This is a genomic window from Streptomyces sp. NPDC060198 (genome assembly GCF_042728415.1).
Lineage (GTDB): Bacteria > Actinomycetota > Actinomycetes > Streptomycetales > Streptomycetaceae > Streptomyces.
Window position 1 is genome coordinate 1 of sequence record NZ_JBHWZJ010000194.1, and the last position, 13,358, is coordinate 13,358.

Annotated in this window: 8 protein-coding genes; 4 read left to right on the top strand and 4 right to left on the bottom strand. The window is 71.2% G+C overall.

What is annotated here, in order from left to right:
- Positions 1-156 precede the first annotated feature (156 nt).
- The gene (locus ACFWEP_RS22110; RefSeq protein WP_387372063.1) at positions 157-1,215 is read right to left on the bottom strand and encodes a zinc-dependent alcohol dehydrogenase family protein; all 1,059 of its coding nucleotides are present in this window, start codon (positions 1,213-1,215) and stop codon (positions 157-159) included.
- Between the two features lie 193 nt (positions 1,216-1,408).
- Positions 1,409-3,682: an MMPL family transporter gene (locus ACFWEP_RS22115; protein ID WP_387372065.1), complete on the bottom strand. Its 2,274-nt coding sequence runs from the start codon at positions 3,680-3,682 to the stop codon at positions 1,409-1,411.
- Positions 3,683-3,840: 158 nt separating this feature from the next.
- Between ACFWEP_RS22115 and ACFWEP_RS22120 the strand changes: the two genes are divergently transcribed.
- From ACFWEP_RS22120 to ACFWEP_RS22135, 4 genes are all read left to right on the top strand, one after another.
- Positions 3,841-4,641, top strand: a complete 801-nt coding sequence (locus tag ACFWEP_RS22120) for a TetR/AcrR family transcriptional regulator (protein WP_387372067.1) — start codon at positions 3,841-3,843, stop codon at positions 4,639-4,641.
- 304 nt (positions 4,642-4,945) lie between these two features.
- Positions 4,946-5,944, top strand: a complete 999-nt coding sequence (locus tag ACFWEP_RS22125) for a PrsW family intramembrane metalloprotease (RefSeq protein ID WP_387372069.1) — start codon at positions 4,946-4,948, stop codon at positions 5,942-5,944.
- A gap of 176 nt (positions 5,945-6,120) precedes the next feature.
- Positions 6,121-6,423 (top strand): heavy-metal-associated domain-containing protein, encoded by a 303-nt coding sequence (locus ACFWEP_RS22130; RefSeq protein ID WP_387372071.1) that lies wholly within the window; start codon positions 6,121-6,123, stop codon positions 6,421-6,423.
- A gap of 148 nt (positions 6,424-6,571) precedes the next feature.
- The gene (locus ACFWEP_RS22135; protein ID WP_387372073.1) at positions 6,572-8,860 is read left to right on the top strand and encodes a heavy metal translocating P-type ATPase; all 2,289 of its coding nucleotides are present in this window, start codon (positions 6,572-6,574) and stop codon (positions 8,858-8,860) included.
- Between the two features lie 675 nt (positions 8,861-9,535).
- Here the strand turns inward: ACFWEP_RS22135 and ACFWEP_RS22140 are convergent.
- Positions 9,536-10,834, bottom strand: coding sequence for a citrate synthase (locus ACFWEP_RS22140; RefSeq protein WP_327175894.1), 1,299 nt, complete (start codon positions 10,832-10,834; stop codon positions 9,536-9,538).
- A 228-nt stretch (positions 10,835-11,062) separates the two neighbouring features.
- On the bottom strand, positions 11,063-13,306 hold the full coding sequence (locus tag ACFWEP_RS22145) for an ATP-dependent RecD-like DNA helicase (RefSeq protein ID WP_387372075.1): 2,244 nt from the start codon (positions 13,304-13,306) through the stop codon (positions 11,063-11,065).
- Positions 13,307-13,358: the final 52 nt, after the last annotated feature.

Genomic DNA, 13,358 nt, shown 5'->3' on the forward strand with positions numbered 1-13,358 from the left:
ATACGCCCCCGGGCCCGGCCGGGCGGGGCGGGCCGCGCGCGGGGCGCGCGCGGCGCCGGCCTGGGCGGCGGGGGGGGGGGGGGGCCCCCCCCCCGCCACTCGGCGGCCGGACAGTTCGCGCCCCCGCCGGTCCGCGCAGCCGTCCCGTCGCGCGGGTTACGCGGCGCGCGGGCGCCCCGGTTCGATGATCGTCACCCCCGCCGCCGGGGCCGTGCCCATCGAGGCCAGCGCCGCGGGGGCTTCGGCCAGACCGATGGCGGAGGTGACCAGGAGGTCGGGGCGGAGCGTCCCCGCCCGGACCATGTCCATCATCGGCGGGTAGTCGTGGGCCGCCATTCCGTGGCTGCCGAGGACCTCCAGTTCCAGCGCGATGACTCGGGGCATCGGGACGACCGGGTCCCCGGCCGCCGGGGGCAGCAGCCCGACCTGCACATGGCGTCCTCGCCTGCGCAGGCTTCGTACGGAGGCGGCGCAGGTCACCGGCGACCCGAGGGCGTCGAGAGAGAGGTGCGCTCCGCCGCCCGTGAGTTCACGGACGACGGCGTCGGCGCCCTCCGGGTGCGCCGACGCGTCCACGCACGCCGCCGCCCCGAACGACTTCGCCAGGTCGAGCGCGGTGGCCGAGACGTCCACGGCCACCACCCGGGCCCCGGAGGCCACCGCGATCATCACGGCGGAGAGCCCCACCCCACCGCAGCCGTGCACCGCCACCCACTCCCCCGGCGCGACCCGGCCCCGGCCGGCCACCGCACGGAACGCCGTGGCGAACCGGCACCCCAGACCGGCCGCCGTGGCGAAGGAGAGCTCCTCGGGCACGGCCACCAGGTTGACGTCGGCGTTCTCCAGCGCGACGTACTCGGCGAACGAGCCCCAGTGGGTGAACCCTGGCTGGGTCTGTCGCTCGCACACCTGCTGCGCTCCCGCCGCGCAGGCTTCGCACCGCCCGCAGGCGCAGATGAACGGGACGGTGACCCGGTCACCGGGGCGCCAGTTGGCGACTCCGGTGCCGACCGCCTCGACCACTCCGGCGAGTTCGTGGCCCGGCACGTGCGGGAGGGCGATGTCGGCATCGTGCCCCATCCAGCCGTGCCAGTCGCTCCGGCACAGCCCGGTCGCCTCGACCCGGACCACCACCCCTTGCGGGGCCGGGACCGGATCGGGCACCTCCCGGACCCGCGCCTCCTGACCGAACTCCTCGAACACCACTGCCCGCATGGCCCGCCCTCCGTCACGTCACGCGTCCCGGCGGGACGCCCGGTGGGGACGGTACGGTGCGCCAACCGGCCGTGTCCCCACTCTCTCCCCGCCCATCCGCCCTTCTGCCACCGCTTCCGTGTACCGCCGCTTCCGCGTACCGCCGCGGTTCCCCGGCCGTCGAGGCGTCGGGCCGCCGTGGCGTCGGCCTCGACTACCGCCGGCGGTCGAGGTGTTCCGGCCCCCGCCGGACGCGGGCGTCGCGCAGCCCACCCCGGCCGTCCGCCCCCTGACCGGGTACGGAGGCCGTGTGCGCGGGCGGGGCGGTGGCCGGTCCCTCATCGAGGCCGAATCTCCGGTGGAGAGCGCGCAGTGGGGCGGGTGCCCACCAAGTGGCCCGGCCCATCACCTTCATGACCGAGGGCACCAGCAGGCTGCGCACCACCATGGCGTCCATCAGTACGGCCAGCGCGATGCCGAGTCCGAGCATCTTCGTGTTGGTCACCCGCGAGGTCCCTATGGCGACCATCACCACCGCCAAGATCACAGCGGCGGCGCTGATGAGTCCGCCGGTGTGGCGCAGCCCGAAGGCGATGGAGCCCTCGTGGTCGTCGGTCCGGTCGTGCTCCTCCTTGATGCGGGAGAGCAGGAAGACGCCGTAGTCCATGGAGAGCCCGAAGGCGACGCAGAACATCAGCACGGGCAGAGTGGTCTCGATGTCACCGGTACTGGTGAAGGAGAGCGGGCCGGACAGGTGGCCGGCCTGGAACACCCAGACGACCGCGCCGAACATGGCCGTCAGGCTGAGGGTGTTGAGCACTATGGCCTGGACGGGGATCAGGACACTCCCGGTGAGCAGGAAGACCAGGAGCAGGGTCACCACGACGATGATGCCGACGGCCCAGGGAAGCCGGTCGGCGATGGCGCCCTTCGAGTCGACGAGTACGGCGGCCGTCCCGGTCACCGAGGTCTCGACGGGCGCGTCGAGCGCGCGGAGGTCGTGGACGAGCCGCTGGGCCCCGGACCCGACCGCCTCCCCCTCGGGGACCACGCCGTAGGCGGCCGACTCTCCCACCGTCACCGGGCCGTCCACCCGCGCCACCCCTTCCGTGGCGGCGATCCGCTCGCGGAGCGCGGTGTACTGGGCGGGGGTCGCGGGCCCTCGGGCGAGCAGGGTGAGGCCACCGCCCGGGGATCCGGGGAATTCCTCGCGGATGTGGTCCTGCACCATGCGGGACGTCGAGCTCTCGGGCAGCTGGCGGTCGTCGGCCGTACCGAACTTCACGCCCAGGAAGGGCAGCCCCAGCAGGATGAGCACGGCCGTGGTGGCCACGGCGACGACAGGGGCGCGGCGCATCACCAGGTCGGCGAGACGGGCCCAGCCCTGGCCGGCCGTCACGCGCTGCGCCGCCCCGACACCTCCCCGGCGGACCGACGCGCGCCGCAGGTCCAGGGCGTTGACCCGGGGGCCGAGCAGCATCAGCGCGGCGGGCAGCAGGATGAGGGCCGCCCCGGCTGCCAGAAGCACCACCGCGATTCCGGCGTAGGCGAAGGAGCGCAGGAAGTACTGGGGGAAGACGAGCATCGCCGAGAGTGAGACCCCGACCGTGAGCGCGGAGAAGAGCACGGTGCGCCCCGCCGTGCGGAGTGTGGTGCCGACCGCGGAGCGCGGGTCCGCGCCGGCTGCCATCTCCTCGCGGAACCGGCGCACGATGAACAGGGCGTAGTCGACGGCGAGCCCGAGGCCGAGGGCGGTCGTGAGGTTCTGGGCGAACACGGAGACGTCGGTCAGTTCCGTCATGCCGCGCAGCACGGCGTTGGTTCCCAGGATCGCCACGATGCCCACGGCGAGGGGCAGCAGGGCCGCCACCGCGCTGCCGAAGACCATCACCAGCAGGGCAAGGGTGACCGGCAGCGCGAACAGCTCCGCCCTCAGCAGATCCTGCTGGATGATCGACTGCATCTCGTGCCGCACGGCGATCGGTCCGCCGACCGAGACCTCCACCGGACCGTGCTCCCCTTCGAAGAGGGGGGCGATCCGGTCGAGCGTCTCTCCGGCAGCCTTCTCCTCGCCGGTGATGTGCGCGGCGACCAGTGCTTCATGTCCGTCCCGGGCACGCAGGGCGGGGGCGGAGGTCTGCCAGTACGAGCCGACGCCGGTGACCCCCTCCTCGGCGGCGAGTCGGTCGGTGAGGCGCGCGGCTTCCGCCGCCACCGCAGGATCGTCGACCGAGGCGGCCCCGCTGTCGATCAGCAGCAGGACATTGGGCTGGGAAGAGGGGAACTCCCGCTCCAGCGCTCGCGTCGTCCAGGTCGATTCGGCGGCCGGGTCCTCCCAGCCGCCGCTGGCCATCCGGTCGCCGACACCGCTCCCGGCGAACACCGCGAGCGCGGTGAGCACGAGTGCCGCCAGCAGGGCGAGCCGAGGCCGCGCCGTCACGAAACGGGTCCAGCCACCGAGCCGCTGCGGGCCCTCGACTACAGGCATGATGCGGTGTCCCCTCCACCAGGCCCGGGCTGCGCGGGGCAGCACGGACCGGCCATTGCCACGTAGACTGGCAAACACGAGTGCTCGCTCGCGTTTCTCAAGAATGCGAGCAACCGCTCGCGTTTGTCAATCACTCTCTTGAGGGTTGGGGATGAGCCATGCCTGAGACCGGAGCCGGGACGGGCGCCGAGCGGGCCACCACCGCGGCGACAGAGGAGCCGACGGCGCCGGGAGGCGCACGGGGCAGGGCCGGCGCGGCCGGCCGCACGACACCCCCGGCGCCCCCGGCACCTTCCGCGACCCCGGACACGGACGGCGGCACTCCGCCTCCCCGCCGCCGCCAGGCGCGCGGCGAGGCCCGGATCGTCCAGCTGCTCTCGGCCGCCGCCGACGTGTTCCGCACCCAGGGGTACACCGCCGCCAGCACCAACGCGATCGCCCGCGAGGCCGGCGTCTCGCCCGGCACGCTCTACCAGTTCTTCCCCAACAAGGAGGCGATCGCCGTGGAGCTCGGCGACCGTCTCCTGCACAGCTGGCAGGAGACGTACGGCGAAGCCATCACGCTCAGCCACACCGAACTCGCGCTGGACCGCATGCTCGACACGGTTCTCGACCCGCTGATCGCCTTCAACACGGAGAACCCGGCGTTCTGCGTCCTCATGCACGGCGGCGAGGTGCCCGGCCGCATCACCGAGAAGCACGACGCCGTTCACGACGCGATGCTCACCCGCGTCGAAGCCCTTTTGGCGGGCTACCTGCCGGAGCTCCCCGCCGCCCGGATACGACTCGTCGGGATCATGACCTTCCAGCTGTTCAAGGCCGGCATCGACCTGATCATGACGCACGAGGGCGAGGAGCGGGAGGCATTCGCCGGCGAGCTGAAGACGGTGATGTTCCGCTACCTGAATCCTCTGCTCGACGAGGCGAACCGGCTCTCCCGAACCCCGGACTCCGCCTGACCGCGCGGCACGGCGGGCACCTCGGCACGGGGCGCGACCCGCGCCGCGGAGGGAACACCACCCGGCGGCATATGCCCCGGAACATCCCGAACAGCGCGACGACATGCCCCACCAACGACGGCCACGCGCCCACGACACGCCCTTTACGTCCCGGCTCGCACGCAGACCATAGGCTTTGGCGATCTCACCCGATCCCTCACCGATTCGCCCGATCTCTCACGACTTCACCCGATCCCCTCTCCGCTTCCCCCACCTCCCCCTCCCGGGATGCGGGAGGACGGGAGGCCCGCCAACTGGAGCCGGCGTGAACTGGTCCTCCCCCGACCCCCCGACCCCGCCCTCGCACTCCCCACCACCGCCCGGCCCGCCGACGGACCCACCGCCCGGCCCGCCCCGCCCGCGCCCCGGACTGTGGCGACGCTGCCTCTGGGGCGGGATCGCCTCGTGGGCGCTCGCCGCCGGAGCCACGTACCTCACCCAGAACTCCACCCTGCTGCCGACGCTGATCCTGCTCGGCAGCTTTCTCGTACCGGCGGTGTTCGTGCTCTGGGCGTACGAGCGGCACGGCGAGGACCTCGGGCCGGCCCTGATCCTCGGCTCGTTCCTGGCCGGCGGGATCCTCGGGGTGCTGGGGGCCTCGGTCCTGGAGTACTACCTGCTGCACCGGACCTCCGTCTGGCTGTTCCTCGGCGTCGGCCTGATCGAGGAGGCGGTGAAGCTGGGCGCCCTGATGCTCGTCCTCCGGCGTCACCACGCCGTCCGGGGCCGGAGAGCCGGCCTGGTGCTGGGCGCCACGGTCGGCTTCGGTTTCGCGGCGTTCGAGAGCGCCGGGTACGCCTTCAACGCGGCGGTCACGCTGGACGGCATCGATCTGCGCGCGCTGCTGGAGACCGAGGTGCTGCGCGGGGTGCTCTCCCCCTTCGGGCACGGACTGTGGACGGCGATCGCCGGCGGGGTCCTGCTGGTCCACCGGGAGCCGGGCGGCCGGTTCCGCTTTCCGCCGACGGTCGTCGGCACCTTCCTCGGGGTCGCCGTCCTGCACGCCCTGTGGGACTCGATGCGGGGCATCGCCCTCTGGCTGGTAGCCCGGGTCACCGACGACGGGACGGTGGACGCGATGTCGGCGCAGGGGTACCTGGAGGACGCCACCGACCAGCAGCAGCACCTCTTCACCCTGTTCTCGGTGGGCGGCACGGTGGCGACCACCCTGGTGGGGGTGTGGTGGCTCCGGGCGCTCGTCCTGCGGTCCCGCCAGGAGCGGGCTCGTGCGGTGTCCGCGACCGGGGCGAGCCGCTCGCCTTGATACCCCCTAGGGGTATACTCTCGGAGATGAGGCAATGAAGCTTCGGCCCGGTCCGGACGTTCACCGGCCGAACCGAGTCCTCATGACAACGCTCAATGTGCCGATTTGTTGCGCTTTGGCCCTCCGGCCGACGCCGCGGACCACGCGCTTCGGCATCCGATCAGAGGAGAACGACCATGACCGCCGAGACCGGAACCCCTCAGGCCACCCGCTCCTGCTGCTCGTCCGGGGCCGACCACGGCGTGCCCGCCGAGGTGCGGATCGACTCGGTCACCGCGGTGTACGAAGTGAAGGGCATGACCTGCGGCCACTGCGAGGGCGCCGTCACCGAGGAGCTCTCCGCCGTCGACGGGGTGACGGAGGTGAAGGCGGTCGCCGCCACCGGCCGGGTGACCGTCTCCTCCCGCGCCCCGCTGACCGAGGAAGCCGTGCGGGCCGCCGTCGACGAGGCGGGGTACGAGTACATCGGCAGGGCCTGACACCCCCGTCGGCAGACCGACACCGCACGGGGGCACCGGACCGCCGCAGGACCGCGGCGGCGTGCCCCGTCCCTCACCCTTCGGGCCGGATGCCGCCAGCAGATACTGGTGGGGTACGGCCCGATGTGTTTCCCCCAGGAGTTCGGACATGGCCAGCATCACCACTGCCGAGGTCCCGGCCCCGGAAGTCTCCGAGACCGAGCTGACGATCGGCGGCATGACCTGCGCCTCGTGCGCGGCACGTGTCGAGAAGAAGCTGAACCGGATGGACGGCGTGAGGGCCACGGTCAACTACGCGACCGAGAAGGCTCACGTCTCCTTCGGCCCCGGCACGGATCTCGCGGATCTCGTCGCCACGGTCGAGCGGACCGGCTACACCGCCACCCCGCCCCCACCTCCGCCGGAACCGGAGCCCGTCGCGATATCCGGCGAGGCGCCCGGGACTCAGGCCGGCACCGACGGCGACGACGTCGGGCCGCTCGCCGCGCTGCGGCAGCGCCTGGTCGTCTCGGTGCTGCTCTCCGTGCCGGTGGTCCTGCTCTCGATGGTCCCGGCCTTCCAGTTCGACAACTGGCAGTGGCTCTCACTGACCCTCGCCGCCCCGGTGGTCGTCTGGGGTGGGCTGCCGTTCCACCGCGCAGCCTGGACCAACCTCCGGCACGGCGCCGCGACCATGGACACGCTGGTCTCGGTCGGCACGCTGGCGGCCTTCGGCTGGTCTCTGTGGGCACTCTTCCTCGGCGATGCCGGGATGCCGGGCATGCGGCACGGTTTCGACCTGGTGGCCTCCCGCTCCGACGCCTCCTCCGCGCTTTATCTGGAGGTCGCGGCCGGGGTGGTGAGCTTCATCCTGCTGGGTCGTTACCTGGAGGCCCGGTCCAAGCGGAAGGCCGGTTCGGCACTGCGGGCGCTGATGCACCTCGGTGCCCGGGACGTGGCCGTGCTCAGGAGTGACGGCACGGAGGTGCGCGTCCCGGTCGCTCGGCTCGCCGTGGGCGACCGCTTCGTGGTCCGTCCCGGCGAGAAGATCGCCACGGACGGCACGGTGGCCGAGGGCGAGTCCGCCGTGGACGCCTCGATGCTCACCGGTGAGTCCGTACCGGTCGACGTGGGGCCGGGGGCCACGGTCACCGGAGCCACCGTGAACGTCTCGGGCCGGCTCGTGGTGGAGGCGACCCGGATCGGGGCCGACACCCAGCTCGCCCGGATGGCCCGGCTCGTGGAGAACGCCCAGAACGGCAAGGCCGAGGCGCAGCGCCTCGCCGACCGCGTGTCGGCGGTCTTCGTACCGGTCGTGCTGCTGATCGCGGTGGCCACGCTGGTGGTTTGGCTGCTGATGACGGGCGACGTGACGGCCGCGTTCACGGCTTCGGTCGCCGTACTGATCATCGCCTGCCCCTGCGCGCTGGGGCTCGCCACTCCGACCGCCCTCATGGTCGGTACGGGGCGCGGCGCGCAGCTCGGCATCCTCATCAAGGGTCCCGAGGTCCTGGAGACCACCCGCCGCATCGACACGATCGTGCTGGACAAGACCGGCACCGTGACCACCGGCCGGATGGCGCTCCGGGCGGTCCACACCGCTCCCGGCACCGACGAGGACGAGGCGCTGCGGCTGGCCGGGGCGCTGGAACACGCGTCCGAGCACCCGGTGGCCCGTGCGGTGGCCGCCGCGGCGGCCGGGCGCCTGGGCGCACCGGCACCCGTCAGCGGTTTCGGCAACGTCGCCGGGCTCGGCGTGCGCGGCACCGTGGACGGACACGCGGTCCTGGTCGGCCGCCCGGCACTCCTCGCGGAAGCCGGGATCACGCTGCCGCCGGAACTGGAGTCGGCGCTCGCCGGGGCCACCGGCGCTACGGCCGTGGTGGTCGGCTGGGACGGGGAGGCCCGCGCGGTCCTGGAGGTCGCGGACACCGTGAAGGAGAGCAGCGCGGAGGCGGTCGCCGAGCTGCGCCGGCTCGGCCTGCGCCCGGTGCTGCTGACCGGCGACAACCGGGCCGTGGCCGAGTCGGTGGCGCGCGCGGTCGGCATCGACGAGGTCTACGCCGAGGTGCTGCCGCAGGAGAAAGTGGAGATCGTGCGAAGGCTCCAGGCCGAGGGCCGGGCGGTCGCGATGGTCGGCGACGGCGTGAACGACGCGGCCGCTCTGGCCACCGCGGATCTGGGGCTGGCGATGGGTACGGGGACGGACGCGGCGATCGAGGCGAGCGATCTCACACTGGTCAGTGGAGATCTCAAGGTGACGGGGGCCGCGATCCGGCTCTCGCGGCGTACGCTGTCCACCATCAGGGGCAACCTCGTCTGGGCCTTCGGGTACAACGTGGCAGCCCTGCCTCTTGCTGCGTTCGGCCTGCTCAACCCGATGATCGCGGGAGCCGCCATGGCGTTCTCCTCCGTGTTCGTCGTGACGAACAGCCTGCGCTTGCGCTCCTTCACGTAACTTCCACAAAGAGATCTAGATCACATCGATTTGAGGGTAACCATTCAATGGGTTCGTGAGTCTTAGAGTGCAATGCCAAGGATGTCTTGGGGGACGTCCGATGAAGTGTCTTGGGGGACGCTTCATGGCACGCGTTGGCCGGGGCACGTGCACCGGGGAGCTTTGAGCGGCCCTCCCGTACGTACCCCGGCGGACCGCAGCAGGACAAGGGAGTGCAGACTCCCTGAAGACGCCCGGCCGGATCCCGTGGGGGGAATCCGCTCCGGGACATGGGAAGCGCCTTGTCATCGACCCGTGGGGGGATCGGCGGCGGGGCGCTTCCTGCTTTTCCGCGCCGGATCGCGCGTCGGACCGGCGGGAGCATGTCGGACCGCGCGGGCACGGCGGGACCGCCGTGCCGGTCGTCACGCTCCGCCCCGGAACGCCGAATCGCCCCGGACACCGCGCTCTGTGCGAGCGCGGTACGCGGGGCGAAGGCAGTCGGCCGAAGAGGCCTGGCGGTACGGGTACTTCTCCTGCCCCGGGCACTGCGGGACAGTGGGTACTACGGGCCCTACGGGCGACACCGGTGCGGCAACTACGGCGAGTGCCCTACGGGCACGGCGCCACGTGGCTCACGCGGTCGTCGCGCCGTACCGGTTCACCCGGCGCCCGGAGCGATCCGGTCCAGGTACGTCAGCGGCCCTCGACCGGGACGAAGTCACGGAGGACCTCACCCGTGTAGATCTGGCGCGGGCGGCCGATACGCGATCCCGGCTCCTTGATCATCTCGTGCCACTGGGCGATCCAGCCGGGGAGGCGGCCGAGCGCGAAGAGCACGGTGAACATCTCGGTCGGGAAGCCCATGGCCCGGTAGATGAGACCGGTGTAGAAGTCCACGTTGGGGTAGAGGTTGCGCGAGACGAAGTACTCGTCGGAGAGCGCGTGCTCCTCCAGCTTGAGCGCGATGTCGAGCAGCTCGTCGGACTTGCCGAGGGCCGACAGGACGTCGTGCGCGGCAGCCTTGATGATCTTGGCGCGCGGGTCGAAGGACTTGTACACCCGGTGGCCGAAGCCCATCAGGCGGACGCCGTCCTCCTTGTTCTTCACCTTGCGGATGAAGGAGTCGACGTCGCCGCCGTTGGCCTGGATGCCTTCCAGCATCTCCAGCACGGACTGGTTGGCGCCGCCGTGCAGCGGGCCCCAGAGCGCGGAGATGCCGGCGGAGATCGAGGCGAACATGTTCGCCTGCGAGGAGCCGACCAGACGCACGGTGGAGGTCGAACAGTTCTGCTCGTGGTCCGCGTGCAGGATGAGCAGCTTGTCCAGCGCCGAGACGACGACCGGGTCCAGCTCGTACTCCTGGGCGGGGACGGAGAAGGTCATCCGCAGGAAGTTCTCGACGTAGCCGAGGTCGTTGCGCGGGTAGACGAACGGGTGACCGATCGACTTCTTGTACGCGTACGCCGCGATCGTCGGGAGCTTCGCCAGCAGGCGGATCGTCGAGAGGTGGCGCTGCTCCTCGTCGAACGGGTTGTGGCTGTCCTGGTAGAAGGTGGACAGCGCGCTGACGACCGAGGACAGCATGGCCATCGGGTGGGCGTCACGCGGGAAGCCGTCGAAGAACCGCTTGACGTCCTCGTGCAGCAGGGTGTGCTGGGTGATCTCGTTCTTGAAGGTCGACAGCTCGTCGACCTTCGGAAGCTCACCGTTGATCAGCGTGTACGCGACCTCAAGGAAGGTCGAGCTCTCGGCGAGCTGCTCGATCGGGTACCCGCGGTAGCGGAGGATGCCCTGCTCACCGTCGAGGTAGGTGATGCCGGATTTATAGGCGGCCGTGTTGCCGTAGCCGCTGTCCAGCGTCACGAGGCCGGTGTTGGCCCGCAGCTTCCCGATGTCGAAGCCCTTGTCGCCGACGGTGCTGTCGATCACCGGGTAGGTGTACTCGTCATCGCCGTACCGCAGTACTACAGCGTTGTTGGTGTGCTCGCTCACGTCATCCCTCACCGACGTAGTGCCTCTTCTTCGAGGTGCCCTGACTGTCTCAAGGTGCCCTGTGCCCTGATGTCTCCACCCTCCCCCATTTGGCTCAGGAGAGTGCACTCGGGGTCGTCCATTGGACCTAATGGCGGCACTGAGTGCCGCCAACTTAGTCATCCTGCCCCCTCCCCGGTGGTTCCGGAAGCCCTGCGTGATGTTTCCCACCGATTTGATCGATCATTTTTACGGTGAGTCTTCCTCCGCCCCTCCCCTCAGCCGGAAATCCAGCGCCGTGCAGCGCCTCCCGGCGGAAACCGTGCGGACCGCCTGCCCGATCGCCTTGCGGGAGCCGACCAGCACGACGAGCTTCTTGGCACGGGTCACCGCGGTGTAGAGCAGGTTCCGCTGGAGCATCATCCAGGCGCTGGTGGTGACGGGGACGACGACCGCCGGGTACTCGCTGCCCTGGGAACGATGGATCGTCATGGCGTAGGCGTGGGCCAGCTCGTCCAGCTCGTCGAAGTCGTACCCGATCTCCTCGTCCTCGTCGGTGCGCACCGTCAGCCGCTGCTCGTCGGTGTCGAGCGAGGTCACGACGCCGACGGTGCCGTTGAACACGCCGTTCTCGCCCTTCTCGTAGTTGTTGCGGACCTGCGTGACCTTGTCCCCGACGCGGAAGACCCGGCCGCCGAACCGCTTCTCCGGCAGCTCGGGGCGGCCGGGGGTGATGACCTGCTGGAGCAGGCCGTTGAGGTGCCCGGCACCGGCCGGGCCGCGGTGCATCGGGGTGAGCACCTGGACGTCGCGGCGCGGATCGAGGCCGAACTTCTTCGGGATGCGGCGGGCCGCGACGTCCACGGCGAGCACCCCGGCGTCCTCGGTCTCGTCCTCCACGAAGAGGAAGAAGTCGTCCATCCCCTGGGTGAGCGGCGGTTGTCCGGAGTTGATGCGGTGGGCGTTGGTGACCACGCCGGACTGCTGGGCCTGGCGGAAGATCCGGGTCAGCCGGACGGCCGGGACGGGCCCGCCCTCGGCGAGCAGGTCCCGCAGCACCTCGCCCGCGCCGACCGAGGGGAGCTGGTCGACGTCGCCGACGAGCAGGAGATGGGCACCGGGTGCCACCGCCTTCACGAGCTTGTTGGCGAGCAGCAGATCGAGCATGGACGCCTCGTCCACGACCACCAGATCGGCGTCGAGCGGACGGTCCTTGTCGTACGCGGCGTCCCCGCCCGGCTTCAGTTCGAGGAGGCGGTGCACGGTGGACGCCTCGGCGCCGGTGAGCTCGGAGAGCCGCTTCGCGGCCCGTCCTGTGGGGGCGGCCAGCACGACCTTCGCCTTCTTCGCGCGGGCCAGCTCGACCACGGAGCGTACGGTGAACGACTTCCCGCACCCCGGCCCGCCGGTCAGCACGGCGACCTTCCGGCTCAGCGCGAGCCGTACCGCCGCCTCCTGCTCGGGGGCGAGGGTGGCGCCGGTCCGCCGGGCCAGCCACTCCAGGGCCTTCTCCCAGTCCACGTCCCTGAAGGCGGGCATCCGGTCCTCGGGAGTCCGCAGCAGCCGGCGCACCTGCCCGGCGAGGGAGAGCTCCGCCCGGTGGAAGGGCACGAGGTACACCGCCGTCACCGGCTCGCCGCCGTCCGGCCCCGGCACCTTCTCCCGTACGACGCCCTCCGGGTCGGCGGCCAGTTCGGCGAGGCAGTCGATGACCAGGCCGGTGTCCACCTGGAGGAGCTTCACCCCGTCCGCGATCAGCCGCTCCTCGGGGAGGTAGCAGTGGCCCTGGTCGGAGGATTGGGAGAGTGCGTACTGGAGTCCGGCGCGCACCCGCTCCGGGCTGTCGTGCGGGATACCGACCGCCTGGGCGATCCGGTCGGCGGTCAGAAAGCCGATGCCCCAGACGTCGGCGGCCAGCCGGTAGGGCTGGTTCTTCACAACGGAGATCGAGGCGTCCTCGTACTTCTTGTAGATCCGCACGGCGATCGAGGTCGAGACCCCGACCGACTGGAGGAAGATCATGACCTCCTTGATCGCCTTCTGTTCCTCCCAGGCGTCGGCGATCTTCTTCGTACGCTTGGGGCCGAGCCCGGGGACCTCCACGAGCCGTTGGGGCGCGTTCTCGATGATGTCGAGGGTGTCGGTGCCGAAGTGGGTGGTGATCCGGTCGGCCATGACCGGGCCGATGCCTTTGATCAGTCCGGAGCCGAGGTAGCGGCGGATGCCCTGGATGGTCGCGGGGAGGACCGTCGTGTAGTTGTCCACGACGAACTGCTTGCCGTACTGCTGGTGGGAGCTCCAACGGCCCTCCATCCGCAGCGACTCCCCCGGTTGCGCGCCGAGCAGCGAGCCCACCACGGTGAGGAGGTCGCCGCCGCGCCCGGTGTCCACACGGGCGACGGTGTAGCCGTTCTCCTCGTTGGCGTAGGTGATCCGCTCCAGGACCCCTTCGAGGACTGCCAGGTTGGGGGGCGGGGTGGGCGTGTTGGGCATGGTTCGACGGTATCGGGTGGCGCCGACACCTCCACGAGGAGGAGTCGGCGCC